The sequence below is a fragment of the Lentzea sp. NPDC102401 genome, from assembly GCF_044765805.1.
In the GTDB taxonomy this organism is placed as follows: domain Bacteria; phylum Actinomycetota; class Actinomycetes; order Mycobacteriales; family Pseudonocardiaceae; genus Lentzea; species Lentzea sokolovensis.
The window spans coordinates 582,056-607,901 of the sequence record NZ_JBIWKS010000003.1 but is presented as its reverse complement, the minus strand read 5'-3'; the positions used below and the strand labels follow the sequence as shown (position 1 = coordinate 607,901).

General features: G+C 68.6%; 28 protein-coding genes. 19 read left to right on the top strand and 9 right to left on the bottom strand.

Going from position 1 to position 25,846, the window contains the following annotated elements:
• The first annotated feature begins 94 nt into the window (after positions 1-94).
• The gene (locus tag ACIRG5_RS13640) at positions 95-2,542 is read left to right on the top strand and encodes a M48 family metalloprotease (RefSeq protein ID WP_402904489.1); all 2,448 of its coding nucleotides are present in this window, start codon (positions 95-97) and stop codon (positions 2,540-2,542) included.
• On the opposite strand, the gene ACIRG5_RS13635 is transcribed toward ACIRG5_RS13640, so the two are convergent.
• Positions 2,535-3,824 carry an adenylosuccinate synthase gene (locus ACIRG5_RS13635; RefSeq protein ID WP_093595627.1) on the bottom strand — a complete coding sequence of 430 codons (1,290 nt, stop codon included), beginning with the start codon at positions 3,822-3,824 and terminating at the stop codon, positions 2,535-2,537. The genes ACIRG5_RS13640 and ACIRG5_RS13635 overlap by 8 nt on opposite strands.
• A 110-nt stretch (positions 3,825-3,934) precedes the next feature.
• Between ACIRG5_RS13635 and ACIRG5_RS13630 the strand changes: the two genes are divergently transcribed.
• Both ACIRG5_RS13630 and ACIRG5_RS13625 read left to right on the top strand, forming a co-directional pair.
• A complete protein-coding gene (locus tag ACIRG5_RS13630; RefSeq protein WP_402904487.1) occupies positions 3,935-4,543 on the top strand; it encodes a hypothetical protein in 609 nt (202 codons plus the stop codon).
• Positions 4,544-4,648: 105 nt separating this feature from the next.
• Positions 4,649-5,278, top strand: coding sequence for a DUF1524 domain-containing protein (locus ACIRG5_RS13625; RefSeq protein ID WP_402904485.1), 630 nt, complete (start codon positions 4,649-4,651; stop codon positions 5,276-5,278).
• Between the two features lie 159 nt (positions 5,279-5,437).
• On the opposite strand, the gene ACIRG5_RS13620 is transcribed toward ACIRG5_RS13625, so the two are convergent.
• Genes ACIRG5_RS13620 through ACIRG5_RS13610 form a run of 3 tightly spaced genes read right to left on the bottom strand, consistent with a single transcriptional unit; the run spans position 5,438 to position 7,155 of the window.
• On the bottom strand, positions 5,438-6,598 hold the full coding sequence (locus tag ACIRG5_RS13620) for an aromatic acid exporter family protein (protein WP_402904483.1): 1,161 nt from the start codon (positions 6,596-6,598) through the stop codon (positions 5,438-5,440).
• A 6-nt stretch (positions 6,599-6,604) separates the two neighbouring features.
• On the bottom strand, positions 6,605-7,015 hold the full coding sequence (locus ACIRG5_RS13615) for a DUF3151 domain-containing protein (protein ID WP_090066168.1): 411 nt from the start codon (positions 7,013-7,015) through the stop codon (positions 6,605-6,607).
• A gap of 17 nt (positions 7,016-7,032) precedes the next feature.
• Positions 7,033-7,155: a hypothetical protein gene (locus ACIRG5_RS13610; RefSeq protein WP_402904482.1), complete on the bottom strand. Its 123-nt coding sequence runs from the start codon at positions 7,153-7,155 to the stop codon at positions 7,033-7,035.
• A gap of 136 nt (positions 7,156-7,291) precedes the next feature.
• Between ACIRG5_RS13610 and ACIRG5_RS13605 the strand changes: the two genes are divergently transcribed.
• Positions 7,292-8,407, top strand: coding sequence for a hypothetical protein (locus ACIRG5_RS13605; RefSeq protein ID WP_402904480.1), 1,116 nt, complete (start codon positions 7,292-7,294; stop codon positions 8,405-8,407).
• On the opposite strand, the gene ACIRG5_RS13600 is transcribed toward ACIRG5_RS13605, so the two are convergent.
• A complete protein-coding gene (locus ACIRG5_RS13600; protein ID WP_402904478.1) occupies positions 8,400-8,771 on the bottom strand; it encodes a winged helix-turn-helix transcriptional regulator in 372 nt (123 codons plus the stop codon). The genes ACIRG5_RS13605 and ACIRG5_RS13600 overlap by 8 nt on opposite strands.
• Before the next feature lie 84 nt (positions 8,772-8,855).
• On the opposite strand from ACIRG5_RS13600, the gene ACIRG5_RS13595 reads away from it, so the two are divergent.
• Positions 8,856-9,683 (top strand): SDR family oxidoreductase, encoded by an 828-nt coding sequence (locus ACIRG5_RS13595; RefSeq protein WP_402904476.1) that lies wholly within the window; start codon positions 8,856-8,858, stop codon positions 9,681-9,683.
• Between the two features lie 49 nt (positions 9,684-9,732).
• On the opposite strand, the gene fbaA is transcribed toward ACIRG5_RS13595, so the two are convergent.
• Positions 9,733-10,767, bottom strand: coding sequence for a class II fructose-bisphosphate aldolase (gene fbaA / locus ACIRG5_RS13590; protein ID WP_402904474.1), 1,035 nt, complete (start codon positions 10,765-10,767; stop codon positions 9,733-9,735).
• 157 nt (positions 10,768-10,924) lie between these two features.
• On the opposite strand from fbaA, the gene ACIRG5_RS13585 reads away from it, so the two are divergent.
• Entirely contained in the window at positions 10,925-11,209 is a 285-nt protein-coding gene (locus ACIRG5_RS13585) for a DUF427 domain-containing protein (protein ID WP_402904472.1), read from the top strand.
• Here ACIRG5_RS13585 and ACIRG5_RS13580 read toward each other — a convergent pair.
• On the bottom strand, positions 11,199-11,981 hold the full coding sequence (locus ACIRG5_RS13580) for an LLM class F420-dependent oxidoreductase (protein ID WP_402904470.1): 783 nt from the start codon (positions 11,979-11,981) through the stop codon (positions 11,199-11,201). The genes ACIRG5_RS13585 and ACIRG5_RS13580 overlap by 11 nt on opposite strands.
• 38 nt (positions 11,982-12,019) lie before the next feature.
• On the opposite strand from ACIRG5_RS13580, the gene ACIRG5_RS13575 reads away from it, so the two are divergent.
• On the top strand, positions 12,020-12,946 hold the full coding sequence (locus ACIRG5_RS13575; RefSeq protein WP_402904468.1) for an aldo/keto reductase: 927 nt from the start codon (positions 12,020-12,022) through the stop codon (positions 12,944-12,946).
• 45 nt (positions 12,947-12,991) lie between these two features.
• Positions 12,992-13,843 (top strand): SDR family oxidoreductase, encoded by an 852-nt coding sequence (locus tag ACIRG5_RS13570; protein WP_402904466.1) that lies wholly within the window; start codon positions 12,992-12,994, stop codon positions 13,841-13,843.
• On the opposite strand, the gene ACIRG5_RS13565 is transcribed toward ACIRG5_RS13570, so the two are convergent.
• Positions 13,833-14,117: a YciI family protein gene (locus tag ACIRG5_RS13565; RefSeq protein ID WP_319976570.1), complete on the bottom strand. Its 285-nt coding sequence runs from the start codon at positions 14,115-14,117 to the stop codon at positions 13,833-13,835. The two genes, ACIRG5_RS13570 and ACIRG5_RS13565, sit on opposite strands and share 11 nt — an antisense overlap.
• A 40-nt stretch (positions 14,118-14,157) precedes the next feature.
• Between ACIRG5_RS13565 and ACIRG5_RS13560 the strand changes: the two genes are divergently transcribed.
• From ACIRG5_RS13560 to ACIRG5_RS13510, 11 genes are all read left to right on the top strand, one after another.
• Positions 14,158-14,721: a SigE family RNA polymerase sigma factor gene (locus tag ACIRG5_RS13560; protein ID WP_093595593.1), complete on the top strand. Its 564-nt coding sequence runs from the start codon at positions 14,158-14,160 to the stop codon at positions 14,719-14,721.
• A gap of 150 nt (positions 14,722-14,871) precedes the next feature.
• Complete coding sequence (locus ACIRG5_RS13555) at positions 14,872-15,780, top strand: ROK family protein (RefSeq protein ID WP_402904464.1); 909 nt, start codon at positions 14,872-14,874, stop codon at positions 15,778-15,780.
• The gene (gene nagA / locus ACIRG5_RS13550) at positions 15,780-16,931 is read left to right on the top strand and encodes an N-acetylglucosamine-6-phosphate deacetylase (protein ID WP_402904462.1); all 1,152 of its coding nucleotides are present in this window, start codon (positions 15,780-15,782) and stop codon (positions 16,929-16,931) included. Before ACIRG5_RS13555 ends, nagA begins: the two co-directional genes overlap by 1 nt.
• 4 nt (positions 16,932-16,935) lie before the next feature.
• Positions 16,936-17,130 carry a hypothetical protein gene (locus ACIRG5_RS13545; protein ID WP_319976567.1) on the top strand — a complete coding sequence of 65 codons (195 nt, stop codon included), beginning with the start codon at positions 16,936-16,938 and terminating at the stop codon, positions 17,128-17,130.
• A gap of 23 nt (positions 17,131-17,153) precedes the next feature.
• Positions 17,154-17,870, top strand: a complete 717-nt coding sequence (locus ACIRG5_RS13540) for a DedA family protein (RefSeq protein WP_402904921.1) — start codon at positions 17,154-17,156, stop codon at positions 17,868-17,870.
• Positions 17,871-17,948: 78 nt separating this feature from the next.
• Positions 17,949-19,226, top strand: a complete 1,278-nt coding sequence (locus ACIRG5_RS13535; protein WP_402904460.1) for an FAD-dependent monooxygenase — start codon at positions 17,949-17,951, stop codon at positions 19,224-19,226.
• Positions 19,169-19,738, top strand: a complete 570-nt coding sequence (locus ACIRG5_RS13530; protein ID WP_402904459.1) for a TetR/AcrR family transcriptional regulator — start codon at positions 19,169-19,171, stop codon at positions 19,736-19,738. The genes ACIRG5_RS13535 and ACIRG5_RS13530 overlap by 58 nt, the downstream gene beginning before the upstream one ends.
• A gap of 33 nt (positions 19,739-19,771) precedes the next feature.
• Positions 19,772-20,917 carry a glycoside hydrolase family 18 protein gene (locus ACIRG5_RS13525; RefSeq protein WP_402904457.1) on the top strand — a complete coding sequence of 382 codons (1,146 nt, stop codon included), beginning with the start codon at positions 19,772-19,774 and terminating at the stop codon, positions 20,915-20,917.
• Between the two features lie 3 nt (positions 20,918-20,920).
• On the top strand, positions 20,921-21,121 hold the full coding sequence (locus ACIRG5_RS13520; protein ID WP_402904455.1) for a hypothetical protein: 201 nt from the start codon (positions 20,921-20,923) through the stop codon (positions 21,119-21,121).
• Between the two features lie 34 nt (positions 21,122-21,155).
• The gene (locus tag ACIRG5_RS13515) at positions 21,156-22,589 is read left to right on the top strand and encodes an amidohydrolase family protein (protein WP_402904453.1); all 1,434 of its coding nucleotides are present in this window, start codon (positions 21,156-21,158) and stop codon (positions 22,587-22,589) included.
• Between the two features lie 57 nt (positions 22,590-22,646).
• Positions 22,647-24,341, top strand: a complete 1,695-nt coding sequence (locus ACIRG5_RS13510; protein ID WP_402904451.1) for a hypothetical protein — start codon at positions 22,647-22,649, stop codon at positions 24,339-24,341.
• On the opposite strand, the gene ACIRG5_RS13505 is transcribed toward ACIRG5_RS13510, so the two are convergent.
• Positions 24,342-25,712 (bottom strand): FAD-binding oxidoreductase, encoded by a 1,371-nt coding sequence (locus tag ACIRG5_RS13505; RefSeq protein ID WP_402904449.1) that lies wholly within the window; start codon positions 25,710-25,712, stop codon positions 24,342-24,344.
• Between the last annotated feature and the right edge of the window lie 134 nt (positions 25,713-25,846).

Genomic DNA, 25,846 nt, shown 5'->3' with positions numbered 1-25,846 from the left:
GAAAATGCGTCGGACATGGAGATGTTCTCCGCACGGACATATTTCCCGCCAACGGCTTAGTGACAGCGCGGTCCGCGACGATCAACATGCAGGCATGGATTCGGTGGGGGACAGACCAGGGGTGCCTTCCGGCACCACGCTGAGGTTCGCGACGCTGGTGCTGCTGGCGGTGGCGACCACGTTGCAGATCTTCGGCCTGTACGCGACGGTGTGGCCTGCCGCGGCCAAGCTGGACGAAGCCCGGTGCCAGGTGCGGTCGAACCTCTACCTGACGTCGACCTTCCAGGTCGATCCCGACGAGTCGAAGTGGGACGCCTATCGGGCGTGCATGGACGTGTTCCTCGGCGGACGTGCGGTGTGGCTCATCAGCGGTCTGGTGCTGCTCTTCGCGGTGGCGTCGCTGATCTACGCGCTGCGCCCGGCGTGGCTGCGCTACCGCAGGAACCTGGCTCCGGTGCCCGGCGAACTGGTGGAGCCGCTCGCCGAACTGGTCGCGGAAGCCGGGCTCAGCAAGGCGCCCACGTTCCTGCTCGACCGCGGCAACGTCCGTGCGGGCGGCGTCGCGTTCGGCACGCACCGCCGCAAGTACGTCGCGCTCAACGTGGGCATGATGCCGTTGCGACGCACGGAACCCGAGTCGTTCCGCGCCATCGTTCTGCACGAGCTCGCGCACGTCCGCAACGACGTCACGATCACCTACGCCACCCTGGCGATCTGGCGTGCCTTCGTCATCGCGGTGCTGACGCCGTACGCGCTCACGTGGCTCAACCCGATGCTGCTCACGACCACCCCGTGGCGACTGCCCCAGTTCCCGGAAGGCTGGTTCACGCTCTCCGCGCTGTGGCACGTGGCTGTGCTGGTGCTGCTGGTGTTCGCCGCCCGCGTCGCCGTGTTGAGGGCACGGGAGAAACACGCTGACGCGACGGTGGTGCGGTGGACCGGCGAGAGCGACCCCTACCGGCTGCTGCAACCCGCGGGCAGGCTGCGCCGCTGGCTCGGCCACCACCCAGCCCCGTCCAGCCGCCAGGCCGTCATGCGCGATCCGAAGTCGTTGCTGCGACCGGGTTTCTGGGAGACGCTCGGCAGCACGATCGCCATCCAGCTCGCGTGGTGGCACACCGTGACGGCACTGCACGACCTGACCTGGTACCGCGAGGGCAACGGGTCGCACCTGGTCATGCGGATCGTCTGGGCGTTGCCGATGGCCGCGCTCATCGGTGTGATCGCCTGGCGTGGCGCGGCTTTCGGGCTCCGCAGGGGCACGGTCGCGTTGCCCGGTCTCGCCATCGGCATCGGCCTGGTGCTCGGTGACCAACTGGACATCCGCAACGCCAGCCCGATCACGGTGCCCCGTGTCCTCGCCACGATCGCCCTGGCGGGCACGGCGATCCTCGTAACGCTCTGGGCCGGCCACTGCGCGACGCTCGTGCGCACCCGTCCGCAGAGGTGGTTCCTCGGGGCGTCGATCGCTTTCGTCACGTTCTCGTTGCTGGGCTGGGTCTCCGAGGTGCGCGCCGCCGGACCGGTGTGGCGCGACACCATGGTGCCGATCATGGACATCCTGCACGGCCACGCGCAGAGCCTCGCGAACGAGATCGGGCTCAAGGCCGTGGCGATCCCGTACCTGCTGAACTTCAACCGGGTGCCCACGGCGGTCGCGCTGGCGTTGCTCTGGCTGGTGCCGCTGGTGCTGCGCCGGGAGTTCCCCCGAGTGGCCGCGCTGGCCGGTTTGATCGGCGGTGTGCTCGCCGCCGCCGCGGTGGTGCTGCTCGGCTCGGCCGGAACACCGTTGGAGGCCACGGCCTGGCAGGTCATCGCTGTCGTGGTCGTGCAACTGGTCGTGGTGGCGGCGGCACGGGTGGACAGGGTGGGCGCGTTGCTCACCGCGTGGCTGATCGGGCTGGCGGGCACGGCGGCGATCTGGCTGACGCACCTGAACGGCGACCAGGTCGACAGCGTCCTGGCGAGGCAACCGCACCAGGTCCTACCGGTCCTGGGAACGCTCGCGGCACTCGTCGCGGGTGGTTATGGCCTCCAGCGCGCCCACGTCCGCTCAGCGCCGATCTGGGCGGCCGGAATCGCCGTCGTGGGCGTCGCGCTGGCGGTGTGGCGCCCGGGCGCGGAAGCGAGCGCGGCCGTCATCGAACCGCCACCACCCGCGGCAACGGAGATCAACACCGACGAGGCCGTCAACATCTGGATCTACGGCGGCGGCTGGGACCGGATGATGGCCGTGGTGCGGGCCCAGGACAAGGTGTTCGCGGGCGTGCGGGCCGCGGACCCGGTGGCGATCGCGGCCGGGTGCGAGGCGCTCGGGCCCGTGCTGCGCGAACCGTTCCCGCTGCCGCCGGACGCGAAGATCGCCACGACGTGGACGGAAGGGTTGCGGGCCATGGAGAACGGCACGCGCTCGTGCCTCGTCGTGTTCCGGGACGCGGGCAAGGACGACGGTTCGATGGCTGCCGAGTTCCTGAAGGGCCTCGACCAGCTGGAGGTCACGCAGACCGCGCTGATCGAGGCCCAGAAACGAGCGATCAGCTGAGCACGTCGTGGCGCACGATCGTCTGGTCGCGGCCGGGGCCGACGCCGATCGCCGAGACGCGGGCGCCGATGATGCTCTCCAGGTACTCGACGTAGGCCTTGGCGTTGGCCGGAAGCTCGTCGAACGTGCGGCACGACGAGATGTCCTCGAACCAGCCCGGCAGCTCTTCGTAGACCGGGACGGCGTGGTGCACGTCGGTCTGCGTCATCGGCATCTCGTCGGTGCGGCGACCGTCCACTTCGTACGCGACGCAGACCGGCACCTTCTCGAGGCCCGACAGCACGTCGAGCTTGGTGAGGAAGTAGTCGGTGATGCCGTTGACGCGCGAGGCGTAGCGGGCGATCACGGCGTCGAACCAGCCGGTGCGGCGCGAGCGTCCGGTGGTGACACCGAACTCGCCGCCCTGCTTGCGCAGGTACTCGCCCATGTCGTCGTTGAGCTCCGTCGGGAAAGGACCGGAGCCGACGCGGGTCGTGTACGCCTTCAGGATGCCGATCACGGTGCTGATGCGGGTCGGGCCGACACCGGAACCGACGGTCGCGCCGCCCGAGGTCGGGTTCGACGACGTGACGAACGGGTAGGTGCCGTGGTCGACGTCGAGCAGGGTGCCCTGCGAGCCCTCCAGCACGACGATCTCGTCGCGGTCGAGCGCCTGGTTGAGCAGCAGGCGGGTGTCCGCGATGCGGTGCACGAAGTGCTGACCGTGCTCCAGCACCTGGTCGACGACCTGCTCGGGGTCGAGCGCCTTGCGGTTGTAGACCTTGACCAGCACCTGGTTCTTGAAGTCCAGGGCGGCCTCGACCTTCTGCCGGAGGATCTTCTCGTCCAGCAGGTCCTGCACGCGCACGCCGACGCGGGCGAGCTTGTCCTGGTAGGCGGGCCCGATGCCGCGGCCGGTCGTGCCGATCTTGGCCTTGCCCAGGTAGCGCTCGGTCACCTTGTCGATGGCCACGTGGTAAGGCATGATCAAGTGCGCGTCCGACGAGATCAGCAGTCCGCTGGTGTCGACGCCCTTCTCCTCCAGGCCCGCGAGCTCCGTGAGCAGCACGCCGGGGTCGACCACGACACCGTTGCCGATCACGTTCTTCACGCCGGGCGTGAGGATGCCGGACGGGATGAGGTGCAGGGCGAACTTCTGACCGTCCGGGAGGACGACGGTGTGACCCGCGTTGTTGCCGCCCTGGTAGCGAACGATCCACTGGACACGCTCACCGAGGATGTCGGTGGCCTTGCCCTTGCCCTCATCGCCCCACTGGGCACCGATCAGCACGACGGCCGGCATGTGAAACTCCAAGCACTTGGACTGGTTCAAGCGAATGCCGGTACGTGAGGGTAGACCAGGAGATGACCGTGCGCGGAATCGTGTTGGCCTGCGGAAACACGCAGTCGCCAATGATCGCTCAACGTGACGACGTGCGGGTCGTCCCCGCCCGCCCCGGCAAGGACTACGTCGACCAGCATCTGGACGTCGAACGGCTGGTCGTCGCGGGCACCGACGCCGACCTCGCGGCAGTGGCGTTGAGGTTGCTGCGCAAGGAGAAGCTCGGTTCGGTGGCACTGGGTTACGTGCCGGTCGCCGATTCGTCCGTTGCCGCGCTTTGGGGGCTTTCGACCGATCCAGCGCGGGCCCTGGACGTCGCCCTGAACGGTGATGTAGATCCCGTTCCACTCGTCCGCGACGACGTCGGCGGAGTACTGATGGGTCTCGGCGTGTTGTCCCCTGTTCGTGGCGTTGGTTACAGCGACGCGGACAACGTGCTGCGCGGTCAGGCCAGCCGGATCGAGTGCACACCCGACCCGGAGGGCGGCCTCGGCCTGCAGATCCGGATCATCAACAAGCGCCTCTTCGGCTCCAAGATCCGCGTCAGCCGCCCGCGCGCGTTCCAGCTCGGCTGCCTGCCCACAACCGCGGTCCTGGACGGCCACAAGCACCCGCGCCCGGTCGACAAGTGGACCTGGTACCGCCACACCGAGGACTTGAGGCTCGTGCGAGGCCTCTAGCCGTCCGGTTGTCATTCACTTGAGTGTCACCCGAAGGCATTGCCTAATTTCATAATGTGACTGAGGGTAGGTCCCGATCACTTTCCAACAAGGAAGGTCGGGACGATGTCAAAAGTTAACCGAACCATTGGTGTTCTGGTTGCCACGGCAGCTCTCACCATTGGTTTTGTTTCCCCTGCACTCGCGACACCGCCGAACATCCCCAGCGCCGCCACCGCGAAGACCGAATTGGCCGGCCTCACGGTCGCCACCGAGGGCTCGATGACGGGCTATTCACGCGACCTGTTCCCACACTGGATCACCCAGTCGGGCAGTTGCAACACCCGAGAGGCCGTGCTGAAGCGCGACGGCACGAACGTGGTGACGGACTCGTCGTGCGCCGCCACGTCGGGCCGCTGGTTCTCGCCGTACGACGGCGCGACCTGGACCGCGGCCTCCGACGTGGACATCGACCACATCGTGCCGCTGGCGCAGGCCTGGAGGTCAGGAGCGAACACCTGGACGACGCCGCAGCGCCAGGCGTTCGCCAACGACATGTCCGGCCCGCAGCTCATCGCGGTGACCGACAACGTCAACCAGTCCAAGGGCGATCAGGACCCCGGCACCTGGAAGCCACCGCTGACGTCCTACTACTGCACTTACGCCAAAATGTGGGTACACACCAAGTACCGGTACAACCTCAAGACCGATTCGGCTGAGAAGGCGGCGTTGACGAGCATGCTGAGCACCTGCTGATGGCGACACTCTCCGCGCTTTTCGCAGCGGGCCCCGGCGGCGTGATGACCGACGAGGTCGGCGTCGTGACAGGCGATCTGGAACTGAGCACGGAACTCTCCGACGACGGAAAGTTCCGCGCACTGGTCCGCTACGAGGGCGCGGAAGAGTGGTATGCGATCACGGGCGCGTCGTGCGTTCTGGCAGATCCCCGGGATCACGAACAGGTGCACTCTCTTCTGCTGGGTCTGCTGAACCGGCCGGAGGGCTGAGGGGCGGCAACGCCTCCATCGCCTCACTCCGGTTCAGCCCGGTCGCCTGCAGCAGGTCCACCGCGACACTGCGGATCTGCGCCAGCACGACCTTGGACGAGAACCCGTCCCCACCGAGACGCCGCGCGGTGAGATGCCGCGCGGCGTCCCGCACGGCCTCCCTGGTCAGCTTGGGCTCGGCACCCTTCTCCAGCTCACCTTTCAGACAGTCCACGGCGTCCGCGTAGTCCTTGAGGACATCCGGCACCCCGTCCGGAATGGGTTCGTCGGCCTTCAACGCCGCCATCGCCCGCCGCGCCAGCACGCGAGTGTTCCGAATCGCGTAGTCCACGGGCCCAGCCGCCGTCTGATAGCGCTTGAGCTCGTCCTTGGACCGCCACCTGATCGGCGCGATCTTCGCGATCTCACTCCCGGTCTGCAACGCGGACTTGTAGTCGTCGATGGTCGTCTGACTGGTCCGCAACTCGGCAAGCACCCCGGCGGCCTTGACCGAGTCCTTCTCCATCAGGGCTTCCGCCAGAGTCCGCAACGCCAAGCTCAACGTGTTCGTGAGCGCCTTCAACTGCCGCTGAGCCACCGTGACCGGATTGGCCGGAATGAGCGCCGCCACAGCCAGCCCGACCAGCCCACCGGTCAACGCGTCGATCATCCGATCGAACCCGCCACCGGCACTGGGCGGCAGCAACGTGGCCACAAGCACAGCGCTGCTACCAGCCTGCAACGCGATGACCGACCCGCCGTCCAGCAACACGGCGGCGGACATCGCCAGCCCGACGACGAGCGCGATCTGCCAGGGCCCGCTGCCGATCCAGCTGATCAGCGCGTCGCCGACCCCGACACCGACCGAAACACCGACGACGAGCTCACCGACCCGCCGCAGCCGCTGCCCCAGCGACACACCAAGGGACACGACAGCGGCGATCGGCGCGAAGAACGGGTGCTCATGCCCGATGACGAGGGTCGCCACCGTCCAGGCGAGGCCTGCGGACAGGGCACTTTGGACGATCGGCAGCGCGGCCCCGCGCCACCGCGAGAACCCACGTCCCACCGCGTCCCGGACGGCACCCACGTCAGATCAGGCCAGACCCAGCGCGGCCGGAGCCTCCGGGTCCGAGTCCGCGAGGAACTTCGAGCAGCGGTCCCACTCCTCGTCCTCACCGATCTCGCGGGCGGCCAGCGCCAGCGCGGCGAGCGCCCTCAGGAAGCCCTGGTTCGGCCGGTGGCTCCACGGCACGGGACCGAAGCCCTTCCAGCCGGAGCGCCGCAACTGGTCGAGCCCGCGGTGGTACCCGGTACGGGCGTAGGCGTAGGCGGCGACGGGGTCACCCGCGTGCAGCGCCCGCTCGGCCAGCAAAGCCCAAGCCTCGGAGAAGTCCGGATAAGCCCGAACGATCTTGCCGGGATCGGTACCGCCGTCAGCGGCAGCCTGCGCCTCAGGGCGTTCGGGAAGACGAGTCGGCTCGGGCCCGAGGAGGTTCTCAACCATGCGGCCCATCGTGCCAGCTAGAGGAACATCCTCAGCACGGCGGCCACCACGGCCAGCATCAGCACGGTGACGAGCACCCCGGCGATGATCCGCTGCTTCGTGCTCGCCTTGTACCTGTCGTCGTAAGCGTCAGAGCTCATGGCCGTGCACCTTGCCGAGCCGGCCCACCGAACTTCAACTTCGTTCACTCCATCGTGCACACGAATTGGAAACATCAGGGTAAAACCAGGGCCGTTCGCCCTACCTGGACACCCGAGCTGCGCTCATGATGTTCGGATGATCCAGGGGGTTAGGCAGTTCCGGGAGCTGTACTGGGAGCGGGGCGCGCCCGGCAGGGAGACACCGGCGGCGCTCACGAAGCAGCTCTACCGGCTGTGGCTCGTCGGTCTTCTGCTGAAGTTGATCGGGTCGTCGTGGGACGTCTCGTGGCACTTCAAGTGGTTGCGCGACGACCTCGCGCCACCGCACCTGATCAACACGGTCGGCACGGTCATCGTGGTCGGGCTGACGTTGTTCCACACGTTCACCGGCTATGGCGGCGACAAGCTGACCATCCGGTTGATGCAGGTCGGCAGCGGGATCTTCCTCATCGCCCTGCCGATCGACATCATCAACCACCGGATCAACGGGCTCGACATCACGAGCTGGAGCGGGTCGCACGCGCTGCTCTACCTGGGCACGGCGGTGATGCTGGCCGGCGCGATCCGCGGGTGGATGAAGTACTTCCCCGCAGGCAACGCGAGGACGTTCGGGCTCGTCGCGCTGTGGTTCTTCTTCCTGGAGAACGTCTGGTTCCCCAACCAGCACCAGGAGTACGGCGTGCGCGCGTTGCAGGCCTGGGACAGCGGCAAGGCCGAGGCCGAGCCGATCCTGCTGCAGTTCGCCGCGGACCAGCTGGGCGTGCCGGTCGGCCGTGAGGCGGTCGTGCACTTCGCGCTGCCCATCGCGGACTGGGTCTACCCGGTGTGGGGGCTGGTCGCGGCGGCGATCGTGCTGGTCATCGCCCGGCGCACCATCGACAGGCCCTGGGCGGCCACGGTGGTCGCCGGCGGTTACGTCGCGTACCGGTGCCTGATCTGGCCGTTGCTCGCCGGGATCGACTTCCCGAAGTCCGCGGTGCCGTTGTTCCTGATCCTGGTGGGGCTCGCGATCGACGCGGCACACGTGATCAAGATGCCGACGCCGGCCGCGGCGGTGCTCGGGTCGGCGGCCGTCACGACGGTCGGGTACGTCGGCATCTGGTTCCAGCAGGAGTACCTGTGGGGGCCGCCGATCTCGTTCTCGTCGGCGGCGGTCACGGCCGTGCTGCTGGCGGTGCTGTGGACGGTCGGGGACATGGTGATCCATCGACCGGAGACACAGCTGATCGCCTCGAGGCTGAAGCTCAGCTAGGAAGCTCGGCCGACAACCGGCTGGTGATCCGGCCGAACAGCTCGGCGAGAGGCTCGCCGACGTCCCGCCCGAACTCGGTCAACCCGTAGGTGACCTGGGGCGGGGTCGTCGGCTCGACCTTCCGCCAGATCAGGCCGTCCTCGACGAGGCCGCGCAGGGTCTGGGACAGCATCTTCTCGCTGATGCCGCGGATGCTCTCGCGCAGCTCGAAGAACCTCAGGTCGTTGGTCTGCAGGGAGATCAGCACCCAGATTCCCCACCTGCTGGTGACGTGGTCGACCATCTCCCGCGCGGGGCAGTTGGTGTGAAACACCTCATACCGCTCCGTCGACTCGGACCGCGTGAACTGAGTTCCGACCGCCATGTCCGGAGCTTACCTTCAGGTACGTCCTTACGAAATGTAAGCCCGGTTCCTAGCGTCGTCCGCACAACGACGAAGGAGCTGGACATGATCGTGGTGACTGGGGCGACCGGAAACATAGGACGACCGCTCACGAAGGCGCTCGCCGAGGCGGGCGAGCAGGTGGTGGCCGTGTCGCGGCACGCGACGGAGGTGCCGGACGGCGTGCGGCACCAGGTGGCGGACCTCTCCGATCCGGCGAGCCTCGACCTGAGCGGCGCCAAGGCGTTGTTCCTGCTGCTGTCCGGCGACCTGCACGCCGTCGGTGCCAGGCCCGCCGAACTGGTCGAGCGGGCCGCCGCGCACGGCGTGAGGCGGGTGGTGCTGCTGTCGTCGCTGGGCGTGCGGACCAGGCCGTTCGGCACGACGCGGATCGAACTGCGCGGGCTGGAGGACGTGGTGCGCGGGTCCGGCCTCGACTGGGCGGTCCTGCGGCCGGGCGGGTTCGCCTCCAACGCGCTGTGGTGGGCAGAGGCCGTGCGTTCACAGCGGACCGTCGCGGCGCCGTTCGGGGACACCGGCCTGCCGATCATCGACCCGGCCGACATCGCCGAGGTCGCGGCCGCCGCCCTGCTCAGCGACAGGAACGGCGTCCTGGAGCTCACCGGCCCGGAGGTGATCACGCCGCGGCAGCAGGCGGAGGCGATCGCGGCCGCGCTGGGCGAACCCGTGCGGTTCCACGAGCTCACCCGCGCCGAGGCCAAGGCGGGCCTGGAGCAGCTGATGCCGGGCGAACTCGCCGACGACACCCTGGACATCCTGGGATCGCCCACCCCGGACGAGGTGGCGGTGAGCCTGGACATCGAGAAGGTCCTCGGCCGCGCCCCGCGCACGTTCGCCGACTGGACCGAGCGCCACGTCGAAGCGTTCCGCTGAAAGCAAGAAGGGCCCCCGAACACCGGGGGCCCTTCTCACCAGCCAGATGTCAGCCCGCGATCATGCGGCCCGACGACTTGAGGTGCTCACAGGCCTGCGCGATGCGCGCGCCCATGGCCGTCTCGGCGGCCTTGAGGTAGCTGCGCGGGTCGTAGACCTTCTTGTTGCCGACCTCGCCGTCGATCTTCAGCACACCGTCGTAGTTCGCGAACATGTGCGCCGCGATCGGACGGGTGAAGGCGTACTGCGTGTCCGTGTCGATGTTCATCTTGATGACGCCGTACGACACGGCCTCGTGGATCTCCTCCAGCAGCGAGCCGGAGCCGCCGTGGAAGACCAGGTCGAACGGCTTGGAGCCGGCCGGGAGACCCAGCTTCTCCGCCACGACGTCCTGGCCCTGCTTGAGGATCTCCGGACGCAGCTTGACGTTGCCCGGCTTGTAGACGCCGTGCACGTTGCCGAAGGTCGCGGCGAGCAGGTAGCGACCCTTCTCGCCGGCGCCGAGCGCCTCGAGCGTCTTCAGGTAGTCCTCGGCGGTCGTGTAGAGCTTGTCGTTGATCTCGTTGTCGACGCCGTCCTCCTCGCCACCGACGACGCCGACCTCGATCTCGAGGACGATCTTCGCCTTGGCGGCCAGGTCGAGCAGCTCCGAAGCGATCTGGAGGTTCTCGTCCAGCGCGACGGCCGAGCCGTCCCACATGTGCGACTGGAAGAGCGGGTTGCCGCCCTTGTCGACGCGCTCCTGGCTGATGGCGATCAGCGGACGCACGTACCCGTCGAGCTTGTCCTTCGGGCAGTGGTCGGTGTGCAGCGCGATGTTCACGGGGTACTTGGCCGCGACGACGTGCGCGAACTCCGCGAGCGCCACGGCGCCGGTCACCATGTCCTTGACCTTGGTGCCCGAGGCGAACTCGGCACCGCCGGTCGAGACCTGGATGATGCCGTCGCTCTCAGCCTCGGCGAAGCCGCGCAGAGCCGCGTTGAGCGTCTCCGACGACGTGACGTTGATGGCGGGGTAGGCGAACTCGTTCGCCTTGGCCCGGTCCAGCATCTCCGCGTAGACCTCGGGAGTTGCGATGGGCATCGGTGGTCCTCCTCAGGCGCCCTGAACGGGTGTCGGTCCGCATCCTACGAGGCCGTGTCACGGGGCCGACTCGGTGGCCGTCCTCACAGAGTGATCGATCAAGTACCAGCTGACCTGCCGGTCTGCACTACCCGCCGGTAGGGGGATAGTGGATGACATGGCAACTGCTCAGTGGAACGGCAAGATCATCGCTTCGAGCGACGACACCGTCGTGGTCGAAGGCAACCACTACTTCCCGCTGGAGTCCATCGATCCGGCCGTTTTGAAACCGACCGACCACACCTCGCACTGCCCGTGGAAGGGCGACGCGAACTACTACTCGCTGCAGGTGGACGGCGCCGAGAACACCAACGCGGCCTGGTACTACGCCGAGCCGAAGGACGCGGCGAAGCAGATCAAGGGCCACGTGGCGTTCTGGAAGGGCGTCGAGATCAGCGCCTGAGTCCGAGGGCGTCGGCCAGTTCCGCGTAGTGGCCGTTCAGCGACTGGACGGCCACGTGGTCGGCCCCCGCGTCGACGTGCGCACGCAGCTTCGCGGCCACCTGGTCCGGGCTGCCGTGCGCGACCAACGCGTCGATGAGGCGGTCCGACCCCTGGACGTCCTCCTCGGTGAACCCGTAGCGCTGCCAGTTGTTCGTGTAGTTGGTGAGCGAGAAGTAGAACGAGAGCTTCTCGCGCGCGATGGCACGCGCGACTTCCGCGTCCTCCTCGACGACCACGGTCACCTCGGGAGCGAGGAGCTTGTCGCCGAGCACCTTGCGGGCTTCGGCCGTGTGCTCGACCGGCACGAGGTACGGGTGGGCGCCCGCGGTCCGGTCGGCGGCGAGCTTCAGCACCTTCGGCCCGAGCGCGGCGAGCACCAGCCGGTCGGCGGGCACGTCGAGCCGGTCCAGGTAGGACACGAGCTTGTCGTAGGGCTTCTCGTAGGCCTGGTCGAGCTGCGGGTGACCCACGCCCACGCCGAGCAGGAACCTGTCGCTCGCGAGCCGGTGGAACTCGGCGGCCACGGCCTCCGGCTCGCTCTGCCAGACGTTGACGACGCCGGTGGCGATGGTGATCGACTTCGTGGCGTCGAGCGCCTGCCCGACCAGCGCGACGTCCGGCGAGCCGCCGATCCAGAAGGTGCCGTAGCCGAGTGCTTCGAGCTCCGCGATCTCGCCGAGCTTCCCGGCCCACTCGTAGTGCGAACCCCAGACTCCGAACGTTCCCAGCATGCGAACCCCAATCGTCGCGGCGTACTACCTTTCGCAGTATGCCGATCTTGAGCACCACCGACCTGACCGTGTCCCGTCTCTGCCTGGGCGGCAACGTGTTCGGCTGGACCGCTGACGAGGACCAGTCGTTCGCAGTGCTCGACGCCTACACCGAGGCGGGCGGGAACTTCGTCGACACCGCCGACGTGTACTCGGCCTGGGGCGAGGGCAACTCCGGCGGCGAGTCGGAGACGATCATTGGCAGGTGGCTGGCGAGGCGAAGTGACCGCGACCAGATCGTGGTGGCGACGAAGGTCGGCATGCTCGCCGGTTTCAACAACCAGAAGCGCGACACCGTGCTGACGGCCGCCGAACGCTCGTTGAAGCGGCTCGGCGTCGACCACATCGACCTCTACTACAACCACCTGGACGACCAGAACACGCCGTTGGAGGAGACGCTGGCCGCCTACGACCAGCTCGTCCGCGACGGCAAGGTCCGGTACGTCGCCGCGTCCAACTTCTCCGCCGAACGGCTGGCGAAGGCGCTGGAGATCCAGGAACGCGAGGGCTTCGCGAAGTTCGTGGCGCTGCAGCCCGAGTACAGCCTGGTCAGCCGCGACAAGTTCGAGGGAGAACTCCAGGACACCGTGGCGAGGCTCGGCCTCGCCACCCTGACGTACTCGTCGCTCGCGAAGGGCTTTCTGAGCGGCAAGTACCGGCCGGGCGTCGAGGTCCAGAGCGCACGGGCCGGCGCGGCCTCGAAGTTCCTCGACGAGCACGGTCTGCAGGTCCTCGAGGTGCTCGACGAGCTGGCCGAAACGCACGAGACCTCGGTCGCGGCGGTCGCCCTGGCGTGGCTCGCCCAGCAGCCGACGGTGGCCGCGCCGATCGCGTCCGCGCGCACGTTGGAGCAGCTCAGCGACCTGCTGCCGGTGCTGACCCTGGAGCTCACCCAGGCCGAGGTGGACCGCCTCAGCGCAATTTAACTTGCCAGTAGCTTACCGGGAGTAGGTTGCGTTACCGTGACGAGCATGGACGTCACGGGCAAGGTGGTACTGATCACCGGCGCGGCCAGGGGCATCGGCGCCGAGGTGGCGAGGCAGCTGGCCGCGCGCGGAGCTCGTCTCGCGCTCGTAGGGCTGGAGAAGGCCCAGCTCGAAGAGGTCGCGCGGCAGACCGGCGGCAAGGCGTGGGAAGCCGATGTCACGGACTGGGACGTGCTCGACCGCGTCATGAACGAGGTCGTCGCCCACTTCGGCGGCATCGACGTCGTGGTGGCGAACGCGGGCATCGCGGCCACCGGTTTCGTGCGCTCGATGGACCCCAAGGCGTTCGAACGGGTCATCGAGGTCAATCTGCTCGGTGTGTGGCGCACGGTCCGCACGGCGCTGCCGCACCTGATCAAGAGCCGCGGCTACTGCCTGGTCGTGTCGTCGCTCGCGGCGATCGTCCACATCCCCGGCAACGCGGCCTACTCGGCGGCCAAGGCGGGCTGCGAAGCGTTTGCGGACAGCCTCCGCGCCGAGGTCAGGCACCTGGGCGTCGACGTCGGCACCGCGTACTTCTCGTGGATCTCCACGGACATGGTCAACAGCGCCGACGAGCACCCGGTCTTCGGCAGGTTGCGCAAGGGCATGCCGGGGGTGGCCGGCAAGAAGTACCCGGTCCGCAACGTCGGCAAAGCCGTGGTCAGGGGCATCGAGAAACGGGCGAAGGCGGTCCACGTCCCCGGCTGGGTCGGCGCTCTGAAGTACTTCCGCGCGTTCACGCCGATGGTCGTGGACCGCCAGGCGGTCGAGGAAGTGGCGGCGGCCGACGTCGAGATGGCCAAGTCGGACACCTCTGGACTGGTCGGGCCGGGCGGTCAGGCCGCTAGTCGGTGAGCCACGACCCGAGCAGGGCGTTCCAGACGCGGATCTCCCACTTCGTGATGACGTTCGCCGGCGTGTAGGGGTCGGCGGAGAGGATCTCCTTCAGCGAGGCCTCGTCCGCCGCCTCGTAAATGATCAACGCGCCGGTGTCGTCCGCGTACGGACCTGCGGCGAGGACCACGCCCTTCTCGGCGAGAGAGGCGATGTACTCGCGGTGTGCCGGGCGCACCGCGAGGCGCTTCTCGCTGTCGGGACCGAACACCAATTCGACTGCAAAGCGGGCCATGCGTCCACCGTAGCGACGGTGACCGGTACCGTCCTACCTTGTGGTTGGCGAAGAAACCCCGCGCACCGTGCAGGACACCCTGACCAACCTGCGAATCAAGGACGGCGTCGCAGGACCTCCCACAGGGCCCCTCACGCTCGAAGACCTGTACAAGCAGCACCGCATGCGCCTCGTGAGGCTCGCGCTGCTGCTCGTCGACGAGCCGTCGACGGCCGAGGACGTGGTGCAGGAGGCGTTCGCCGGTCTGCACCGCAACTGGAAGGGCCTGCGGGACGCCCAGGCGGCCGTCGGCTACCTCCGCACGGCCGTGGTCAACGGCTCCCGCAGCGTGCTGCGGCGGCGCAAGACGGCCCGCGACTACATCCCGCCGCACGTGGCGAACGCACGTTCCGCCGAGTCGCTGGCGATGCTGACCGCGGAGCACCAGGCCGTGGTCAAGGCGTTGCAGCAGCTGCCGCCGCGCCAGCGCGAGGTGCTCGTGCTGCGCTACTACGGCGACCTGTCCGAGGCGGAGATCGCCGAGGCCACGGGCATCTCGAAGGGCACCGTGAAGTCGACGGCGTCCCGTGCGCTCGACGCCCTGCAGAAGATCATGGCGGGCTGACCGGCCCGTCCGGGACAGTAAGCAAACTTCACCGTATCCCCAGTTGAGACCGTTTTGCCCGATGCGGGCGGTTTCAACTCGTAAGACCACGCGCCCAAATCGGTACTTGGTATAGACCAATAGGCCTTCCATGCCGCAGGATCAGTTCCCGTGGCACGCAGACACGTGGTCGCCGTTGACATCGGTGGCACCGAAACCAAGGCGGCGCTGGTCACCGGGACCCGGGAGTCGGTGGCGGCGCAGAAGCACGCGCGCCGGGCGACTCCCGGCGAGCTGGCGCCCCTCCTCGACGTCATCGCCGAGCTCGTGGCCGAACTCGGCAACGCCTCCGAACACGAGATCGACGCCGTGGGGATCGTGGCGCCGGGCATCGTGGACGAGGCCAACGGCGTCGGCGTGTACACGACGAACCTGCCGTGGAGCCAGTTCCCGTTCAGCACCGTCCTCACCGAACGGCTGGGCCTGCCCGTCGCGTTCGGCCACGACGTCCGCGCTGCGGGCCTGGCCGAATGCCGCATGGGCGCCGCCAGGGACCTGCGCAACGCGGTGATCATGCCCATCGGCACCGGTATCGCCGGCGCGCTGCTGCTGGACGGGAAGATCTACAGCGGCGAGGGCTTCGCGGGTGAGATCGGACATGTGAACGTCGGCCACGGCGTGCCCTGCGCCTGTGGCCAGATCGGCTGCGTGGAGACAGTGGCGTCCTCCGCGGCGATCGCCCGCCGGTACACCGCACGTACCGGCACCCCCGTCAACGGCGCCGCTGAGGTCGCACTCAGGGTGAGAGACGGGGAACAGGACGCAGTCGCCGTGTGGCACGAGGCCGTGGACGCGCTCGCCAGGGGGATCCTGGTGCTGGCGACGCTGCTCGGTCCGGAGGCCGTCGTGCTCGGCGGTGGGCTCGCACTCGCAGGAGACCTGCTGGTGGAGCCACTGAGGGAACGGCTGGACGGGCTGATCGCCTTCCAGCGCCGACCGGAGCTTCGGCTCGCGGCGCTCGGCGACGAGGCGGGCTTCCTCGGCGCGGCGCTGCTGGCCATCGACACGCTGGAGGCGTGATGAGCACGTGGGGTGGACCTGTCGACGTGATCCTGACCGGGGGTCGGGTCGTCACGCCGGGCGGAGTGCTCGAGAACGGGTGGGTCAGCGTCAGGGACGGCAGGATCGCCGCGGTCGGCGAGGGCGCCGCGCCCGAGGGCCCGACCCAGGACGTCGGTGGCTGCACGATCGTGCCGGGGTTCGTCGACATCCACTGCCACGGCGGTGGCGGTGCCGCGTTCACCAGCAGCGACCCGGAGAAGGTCCGCAAGGCCGCCGCGGCGCACCGCAAGCACGGCACCACGACGATGCTGGCCTCCCTGGTCACGCGCCCGGTGCCGGAACTGGCCGACCAGGTGTCCGCGCTGGCCGAGCTCGTGCAGGAGGGCGTCGTCGCGGGCGTTCACCTCGAAGGCCCGTTCCTGTCCGCCGCCCGCTGCGGCGCGCACGACCCGGCGATCCTGTGCCCGCCGGAGCGGACCGCGGTGACGAAGCTGCTCGACGCGGGCAAGGGCACCATCCGCATGGTCACCATCGCGCCCGAGTTGGAGGGCGCCGTCAACGCCGTGCGTCAGCTCGTGGACAACAACGTCATCGCCGCCATCGGCCACACCGACGCGACCGAGGCGCAGGTCAGGCCCGCCGTCGACGCCGGCGCGTCCGTGGCGACGCACCTGTTCAACGGCATGCGCCCGCTGCACCACCGCGAGCCCGGCCCGATCGGCGCGCTGCTGGACGACGAACGCGTGACCGTCGAGCTCATCTGCGACCTGGTGCACCTGCACCCGACCGCCGTCCGCCTGGCCGCGCGACACGCGGGCCTCAAGCGCACCGTCCTCATCACCGATGCCATCGCGGCGGCGAGCGTGGGCGACGGCGTGTACGACATCGGCGGCCTGGAAGTGCGCGTCGTCGACGGAGTGCCAACGTTGGCAGGAGGCGCTTCTCTGGCCGGCAGCACGCTCACGATGGACATGGCGTTCCGCAACGCCGTCAACTCGTGCGGGCTGTCGCTCGTGGAGGCCACGCACGCCGCCTCGACCCGTGGCGCCGAGCTGCTCGGCCTCGACACGGGCAAGCTCGAAGCCGGACTCGCTGCGGACATCGTCGTCCTCGATGCAGAATTGAAGCCGCAGGACGTGATGGTCAGGGGCGAGTGGGTCAAGGAATAGGTGGATGGCGGACGATCCGGAACGACTGGTGACCGACGCGTTGCGAGCGCAGGCGACCAGCACGAATGCCGGATTTGCCGTACCTGTCCCAATTGACGACGACCGTCCCGCACCTATGTCGGTGTGGTGGGTGCTGGGCCTGGCGCTCCTGTTGGGCCTGGCAGCGGGCACGGTGGCCGCAGTGATCACCCTGAGCTGACCTGTACCGTTGTCGCCGTGACGATTGCATTGGGCCCTGACTGGCTGGACCCCACCGTTCTGCTGAACGGGCTCGGCCCGTACATGCTCATCGGGTTGTGCCTCATCATCTTCGCGGAGTGCGGGCTCCTCGTCGGTTTCTTCCTGCCCGGCGACTCGCTGCTGTTCACGGCGGGTCTCTTCGTCGCGGCGGGCACCATCGACACCCCGCTCTGGCTCGTCTGCGTGCTGCTGACCGTGTGCGCGTTCGTCGGCAACGTCGCCGGCTACTACATCGGCGTTAAGGCCGGTCCGGCGCTGTTCAGCAAGCCGGAGTCGAAGATCTTCAAGAAGGAGTACGTCGACAAGACGCAGGAGTTCTTCGACAAGTACGGCGCGCGCGCCATCGTCCTCGCCCGGTTCGTGCCGATCGTCCGCACGTTCATCACGGCGATGGCCGGTGTCGGCAAGATGGACCCGAAGAAGTACTTCACGTACTCCGCGATCGGCGGCGTGGCGTGGGCCGCGGGTCTGACGATCCTGGGCTACTTCCTCGGCCAGGTCGCGTTCATCAGGAACAACCTGGAGATCACGCTGATCGCCATCGTGCTCCTGTCGGTCGTGCCGATCATCATCGAGGTGATCAAGGCGCGCCGGGAGAAGAAGTCGCTCGTGCAGGAAGAGGCGGACGACATCACCCAGGTCATGCAGGCTCAGCTCCAGGACGACTCGACGCAGGTCATCCCCCGCGTGGAGCGCTGACCAGCACCGAAGCCCGTCTGTTCCGGCAGGCGGGCTTTTCGCTGGCGCAGTTTGAATACAGAGCTGTACTGTATTTATATGGTCATCATTGCGGGGGCGGGTCCGACCGGCTTGGCGCTGGCGTGCGGACTCCGGAAGCACGGAGTGGAAGTGCGGGTCGTGGACGCGGCGGACGGGCCGGCCACGACGTCGCGGGCACTGGGGGTGCAGCCGCGCGGGGCAGAGGTGCTGGCGAGGCTGGGTGCGCTGGGCGACCTGCCGGAGAAGGCGATCCGGATGGAAGCGCTGCGGATCAACGGGCGCAAGCGGCTCGACCTGACACCGATGCGCGACGCGGGGGCGTTGATCGCGTCACAGACGTGGGTGGAACAACGACTGCGGGACCGGCTGGCCGAGCTGGGCGTGGCCGTCGAGTGGGGCACGCCGATCGCCTCGGTTCCGGTGCGCGGCGACGACTGGCTGGTCGGCTGCGACGGCGCGCACTCGGCGGTGCGCAAGATCGCGGGAATCTCGTTCGACGGCGAGGCGGTGATGGAGAACTTCCTGCTGCGCGACCTGCACGCCGACTGGGACCTCGACCGGTCGTCGGTGCACGTCTACCTGGAGAACGGGCACCTGACGGCGGTCTTCCCGCTGCCCGGCGACGATCTCTGGCGGGTCATGTCGCCGGAGGGCGGACGGTGGACGCCGGGGCCGATCGGCACCGTGGACTGGGAGTCGACGTTCCGCATCCACCGGCGGCTGGCTTCCGCCTACCGGCGCGGCAACGTCCTGCTGGCGGGCGACGCCGCGCACATCCACAGCCCGTTGGGCGGGCAGGGCATGAACACCGGCCTCGGCGACGCGGAGAACCTCGCCTGGAAGCTCGCACTGGTGGTGCGGGGCAGGGCCGCCGCGTCGTTGCTCGACACCTACGAGGCCGAACGGCGGCCGGTCGCCGCGAAGGTGCTCGGGTCGACCACGCCGGCGACGCGGATCTCGATGGGCTCCGGGCGCGCGACGCGGCTGGTGCGCGGCCTGCTGTTCCCCCTGCTGGGCCTTCCGCCGGTGCAGCGCGGTCTCATCCGGTTCGCCTCGCAGCTCGGCGTCCGCTACTCGGGGCCGGTGGGCGGGCCGCGGGTGCCGGCGTTCGCGCGGGTCGGCCGGTGGGTGCTGGCGGGGCCCGCGACGTGCCTGGAGGTGGCGCGGGAACGACTCGGGGACGTCGTGCACCATGAACGCGCCGGCGACACGCTGCTGGTGCGTCCCGACGGGCACCTGGCGTGGCGCGGTCCATCTTCCCCGGAGAGGCTTTCTGCGTGGCTGAACGAAGTGCTGGGCGTCCCCGCGACCCCGAGGCTGACAACGCGATCCTGACGGCCGCCTTCGAGCTGTTCCTGGAACGCGGCCTCGACGGCACCTCGATCGAGCAGGTGGCCAAGCGCGCGGGCGTCACCCGCGCGACGGTCTACCGCCGGTTCGCCACCAAGGAAGAGCTGCTGTTCAGCGTGATCGAGCTGCCGCGCGACGTCGCGGCGCTCGATCCCGCGCGGATGGCCGTCTCCTCGCAGGAGGAGATCATCAAGGGCTGGGCCGCGCTGATGTCGACGGGCGAGGCGGTCCAGTTGCTGCGCCGGATCATCGGCGCGTCCGCGGACAACTTCGGGTTGATGCGGCGGTACTGGGAGCTCTTCATCGCGCCGCGCCGGGCGGTGCTCAAGGACCTGGTGCGTTCCGGTTTTCCGCCCGGCACCGACATGGACGTCGTCGTGGACATGGCCGGAGGTGCGCTTTTCTACCGCGCACTGACTCGCCCGGAACACAACACGCCTGACGAACTGGAGACCTATCTCCACAAGGTGTTGCACCAGGTCGGTTACCGGCCCTAGGTTGCTAGTGGTCTGGACCACCGGAGGCGCGCGATGTCGTTGTTCCGCAAGGGAGTGGCGGTCACGTTGGCCGCGCTTTCCGTCTCAGTTGGCATCGGTGTCGCCGACGCCTCGCCCCGGAAGATCGTGGGCGCCTACTACGGAAACTGGTACAGCGGCTCGAAGCCGATCTCGTCGATCCCCTCGAACACGCCGATCACGCACCTGTTCTACGCGTTCTCCCTCATCGAGAACGGCAAGTGCGTGATGCCGGCGGAGACCGCGCCCAAGGACTTCGCGGACATCCGGGACCTGAAGAAGCGCAAGCCTTCGCTCAAGGCGCTGATCTCGCTGGGCGGCTGGGGCGCGGGCGGGTTCTCCGACGCCGCGCTGACTCCCGCCTCGCGCAGGACGCTCGTTCAGTCCTGTGTGGACTTGTTCTTCCGCGACGGCACGTTCGACGGCATCGACATCGACTGGGAGTTCCCGGTCTACGGCGGCCCCACGGAGATCACGGACCGTCCCGCGGACAAGCGCAACATGACGCTGCTGACCCGCGACTTCCGCAAGGCGCTGGGCTCGCGCAAGCTCGTCACCGCCGCGTTGCCCGCCGGTCGGCTGCAGACCGACGGCCCGTACGACGTGGCGAAGTCGTTCGAGCTGCGCGAACTGTCGCAGATCATGGACTTCGTCAACGTCATGACCTACGACCTGGGCACCGGTTTCTCGCCCGTGTCCACGTTCAACGCGGGCTTCCGCGAGGTCGCCAACGACCCGATGCCCGCCGCCGACCGCAGGTGGAACAACGTCGTCGGCGCCATCGACTACTACCAGCGGCACGGCGTCTCGCCGCGCAAGATGGTGCTCGGCACGCCGTTCTACGGCCGTGGCTTCAATGTGAAGACCGAAGGTCCCCAGCACGGCCTCTACCAGGCCTACGACAGCGCGTTCTGGGTCGACGGCTACGACGAGGCGTTGAAGCTGAAAGCGACTCCTGGCTGGAAGGAGTACTGGCACCCGGTCGCGCAGTCGCCGTGGCTGTACAACGCGGCCGAGAAGAAGTTCGTGTCGTACGAGAACCCGCGGTCGATCGGGATCCGCGCGGACTTCGCTCGCGCACGTGGTCTGCTCGGCACGTTCATGTGGGAACTCGGGCACGACGACGCCCAGTACTCGCTGCTGAAGGCCATGTCCCGCTAGGTGATGCATCAGGCAGAGGACCGAGTCGCGTTGCTGCGCCAGGCTTTGCGGAGCCGGGACGCGTGGCAGGTGTCGGCCGCGCTGGACTACGTCGCCGAGAGGCTGGATCCCGGGCAACGGGCGGCGCTGGTGCCCGAGCTCGACGAGCTGAGCACCAGCCCGCTCTGGGCGTCGGCGGCACGGGAAGTGCTCGAAGGGATTTGAGTCTCCCGTTACGTCAAGGTGTTGGTTGAACGGCATGACCGACACCACTCGACGTGAAGTGCTGGGATGGCTGGCCGGACTCGGTGCGGCAGCGGGCGCGGGCCTGCTGCCTGGCCGGGCCAGTGCCTCCGTTGGCGTCACCGCGTTGCGCGACGTCACGCTCATCGACTCGTCCGGCGTCCGATCCAAAGCGACGATCGTGCTGGCGGACAACGAGGTTCTCGCCGTCGGCTCGTGCGACCTGCCGTTGCCGCGCGGCTCCACGGTGCTGGACCTCGCCGGCAAGTTCGTCATCCCCGGCCTGTGGGACATGCACGTGCACGGCGCGTACATGGACCGGATCACGTTGCCGCTGTGCCTGGCCAACGGCGTGACGGGCATCCGCGAGATGTGGGGCTTCCCGCCGATCTACGAGCTGCGCGAGCGGATCGAGCGCGGCGAGGTGCTCGGACCTCGGCTGATCGTCGGCAGCACCATCATCGACGGACCGAACTCGACGCTGCCCGGCGCGTTGATCGTCAGCACGCCCGACGAGGGCCGCCAGGCCGTGCGGGACGCGAAAGCTCAGGGCGCGGACTTCGTGAAGGTCTACTCGTTCCTCGACCGCGCAACGCTCGCGGCCATCGCGGACGAGTGTTCGAAGCAGGCCATCACGTTCGCCGGGCACTGCTCCAACCACGTGGCACTGGGCGACGCGAGCGACCTGGGGCAGCGCACGTTCGAGCACATGTACGGCCTGCCGCTCGCCACGAGCACGCGGGAAACCCAGCTGCGCCAGGCGATCGCGGACCTGCCGCTCGACCCGGCGAACCCGTTCGCGTGGTTCAGGCAGGTGCTGGAGTTCGAACGGCAGGCAGCCCTGTCGCACAGCCGGAGCAAGGCCGCGCAACTCGCGAAACGATTGCAGCGCAACAACTCCGCACTGGTCCCGACGATGGTCACGATGCGGGTGCTCGCCAGCCCGGCCGACCGGTTCGCGAACGACCAGCGGCTGAAGTACATGCCCGCGTTCTACCGGGACTTCTGGCGCGACGGGCTGAAGAACTGGGCGCCGGTGACCGAGCAGGAGATCAGGCAGCAGACGGAGTTCCTCCGGCGCCGCATGGACCAGGTCGCCGAGATGCACGCCCACGGCGTCGAGGTCCTGGCCGGCACGGACGCGGGCAACCCGTACACGTTCCCCGGCTTCTCGCTGCACGACGAGCTGGAACTGCTGGTCGAGGCGGGCCTGTCCCCGAAGGCGGCGCTCAGGGCCGGCACGCGGGGCGGCACGGTGAAGCCCGGCGAGGCCGCGAACCTGGTCGTGCTCGACGGCGACCCGCTCAAGGACATCCGCAACACGCAACGGATCCACACCGTGCTGACCAGGGGGAAGGTCCTCGGGCCTGCCGAACGGCGGCAGATGCTCGCGGACGTGGAGAAGGCCGCTCAGGAACCGATCAGTGCTGTTCAACGGACGTGCTGCTGACGTAAGGTCTGCCCCGATCCGGCGTGGGGGCCGGACGTTTCTTGGGGGCACACACGTATGAGACGTGCATTGAGCACGCTGCTGATCGCTGCCGGGGTCACGGCATCCGCCGCGGCCCCGGCATCCGCCGTCAACTCGGTGCCGATCACCCTGCCGATCACCGGCAAGGGCTACACCGATCTGCGCGCGCCGCTGGAGACGCTGACGGGCAACGAACTGCCGGTCGGTGCCTGGCGGGACGCCGAGAACCAGTTCCACTCCTCGAAGGCGTACGTCACGGTGGACCTGGTGCCGTTGCGCGGCAAGAAGATCGTGGACGCCGCGGTCTACTCCCGGGAGACCTCGGTGACCGACTGCGCCAAGCCGCGGTCGGTCGAGCTGTGGCAGACGAAGGTCGCCGAACAGCCCACGTGGTTCAAGGCGCCGAAGGAACTCACCCGGTTCGACACCAGGGTGAACGGCGACTGCAAGGCGTTCGTGAGCTGGGAGATCTCCGACGCCGTCACCAAGGCGGTGGCCGCGGGCCAGGAGAAGGCCACGTTCGCGCTGCGCATGTCAGGTGGCAGGCAGTACGACGTGTCGTACGGTCGCCGCTACACGCCGATGCTCGTGCAGGTCAGCTACAACACGCCGCCGAGCCCGGCGACCGATCCGCGGATGAACGGCACGCCGTGCGAAGAGACGAGCCGTCTCGTCCCGTCGCCGCCGAGCCTGTTCGCGACCGTCAGCGACGCGGACCCCGTGCCGGGCTTCCAGGTCCGGTACGTGGTCACCGACGTCGCCGACCCGGCCAAGCGCCACGAGGCGGTCGACACCTGGCCCGGCCGCCCGTATCTCGGCCTGCCGGCGAGCTTCCTGGAGCACGGCCACACCTACGAGTGGACCGCGCAGGGCGAGGACGACCACGGGAAGGGTGCGGCGAGCACGCCGTGCCGGTTCACCGCGGACCTGGTCGCACCCGGCACGCCGTCGATCACGTCGGCCGACTTCAGGCCGGACGGCCCGACCACCGGCGCCGGGCTGCCGGGGAAGTTCGTCTTCGACGCGAACGGTGACGAGGACGTCGTCGAGTTCCAGTACCGCCTGAAGGACGGTGCGCTGCAGCAGGTCGCGGCCGACCGTCCCGGCGGCAGCGCGACGGCCACCGTCCGCGTGCCGTACTGGGGTGACAACCGCATCGAGGTGTTCGCGGTCGACCGGGTCGGCAACTTCTCACGGTCAGCGACCTACGCGTTCAAGGTGCGCTACAGCGGCCCGTCCGTGCGAACGCCCGAGGAGGCCCTGCTCGGATCGGAGATCGAGGTCTCGATGAGCTCGGCCGAAGCGAACGTCACCGAGTTCGTCTACGCGGTCGGCGGCGGACCGCAGCTCACGGTCCCGGCGGTGGCCGGTGCGGCGAAGGTGACCGTCCGGGTCACCAGCAACCACTCGACCAGCGTCCGCGTGCAGGCGAAGACCGCTGAGGGCGACCTCACCGAGCCGAGCAGCAGCTTCACCCGCACCGCGGACTCCAGTCCGGCCATCACCCGTGACGGCGACCTGTACACGTTCACCCCCGGCATGCCCGGCGTCGTGCAGTACGTCTACAGCGTCAACTCGGGTCCGGAGCAGGTCGTCGCGGCCGGACCGGACGGCGCGGTGACGCTGCCGCTCGACCTCGGTGAGCAGGAGTTCCCGCCCCCGAGCGTCGACGTGCGGTCCCGCACCGCCGACGGCCTGGAGTCGCGGACGGCGACGTACTACCGCGAGTAGTCAGAACATCGAACCGGGGTTGAACAGGTTCTCCGGGTCCAGCGCGCGTTTGATCTCGCGGTGGACCCGGAGGCCGACCGGCCCGATCTCCTTCGCCAGCCACTCGCGCTTGATCTTGCCGATGCCGTGCTCGCCGGTCACCGTGCCGCCGAGCGAAAGCCCGACCGCCAGGATGTCGTCGAACGCCTTCTGGGCGCGCGCGAACTGGTCGGCGTCGGCAGGGTCGTAGACGATCGTCGGGTGCATGTTGCCGTCGCCCGCGTGGCCGACGACGGCGATCTTGAGGCCGACCTCCTTGGAGATGTCCTCGCAGCCCTGGATGAGTTCGGCGATGCGGGTGCGGGGCACGCACACGTCGTCGGTCAGCCACGAGCCGTAGATCTCCAGCGCGGTGAGCACGGCCCGGCGCGCGGTCAGCAGGTCGCGGCCCTCGTTGACGTCGTGGGTCGCGTAGACGAGGTCGGCCTCCAGGCAGATCTCCTCGATCTTCTGGAGTTCGTGCCTGGCCTGCTCGCCGCCCGCGTCGGACTGGCAGATCAGCAACGCCGCGCAGCCCGGCCCGGCACCGATCTCGGTCTTCAGGTACTGCTCGACGGCCTCGATCGAGGTGCGGTCCATGATCTCCATCAGGGACGGCACCAAGCCCTCGCGGACGATCCGGCTGACCGCGGCCCCGGCCGTGGCGGTGCTGCTGAACGCGGCGACCAGCGTGACGGGGGCCTGCGGCAGGGGCCTCAGGGCGAGCGTGGCCTTGGTGATCACGCCCAACGTGCCTTCAGAACCGATGAAGAGCTTGGTGAGGTCGTAGCCCGCAACGCCCTTGACCGTGCGGCGGCCGGTGCGCAACACCTCGCCGTCGGCCAGCACGACCTCCAGCCCGAGCACCGAGTCGGTGGTCACGCCGTACTTCACGCAGCACAGGCCGCCGGCGTTGGTGGAGAGGTTGCCGCCGATCGTGCACCAGTCGTAGCTGCTCGGGTCCGGCGGGTAGAACAGGCCGTCCTTCTCGACGGCGCCGCGCAGGTCGAGGTTGACCACGCCGGGCTCGACGACGGCCAGGCGGTTGTCGGTGTCGATCTCCACGATCGCGTTCATCTTGGTCGTGACCAGCACGACGCAGCCCTCGATGGCGTTCGCGGCCCCGGACAACCCGCTGCCCGCGCCGCGCGGAACGATCGGGACGCGATGGCTCGCACAGGCTCTGACCACGGCCTGGACCTGCTCGGTGTTCAGCGGGAACACCACCGCCAACGGGCTGCCGTGCGGTGCCAACGGCATCATGTCGCGCTGATAGCTCGCGGTGACGTCGGCATCGGTCAGGACACCCGAGTCACCCACGGCGGTGCGGAGTTCAGCGAGCAGGTTCTCCATGCTCACCACGCTAGTAGGGCGGCTCAGCACAGTGGCAGGTCAATTCACGCTCAGCGGGTGTCTCGTGGCGCCGCCCCCGCACCCCCCGCGGGGCGACACCGCGAGACACCCGCGACCGGAGCGAGTTCACGCGG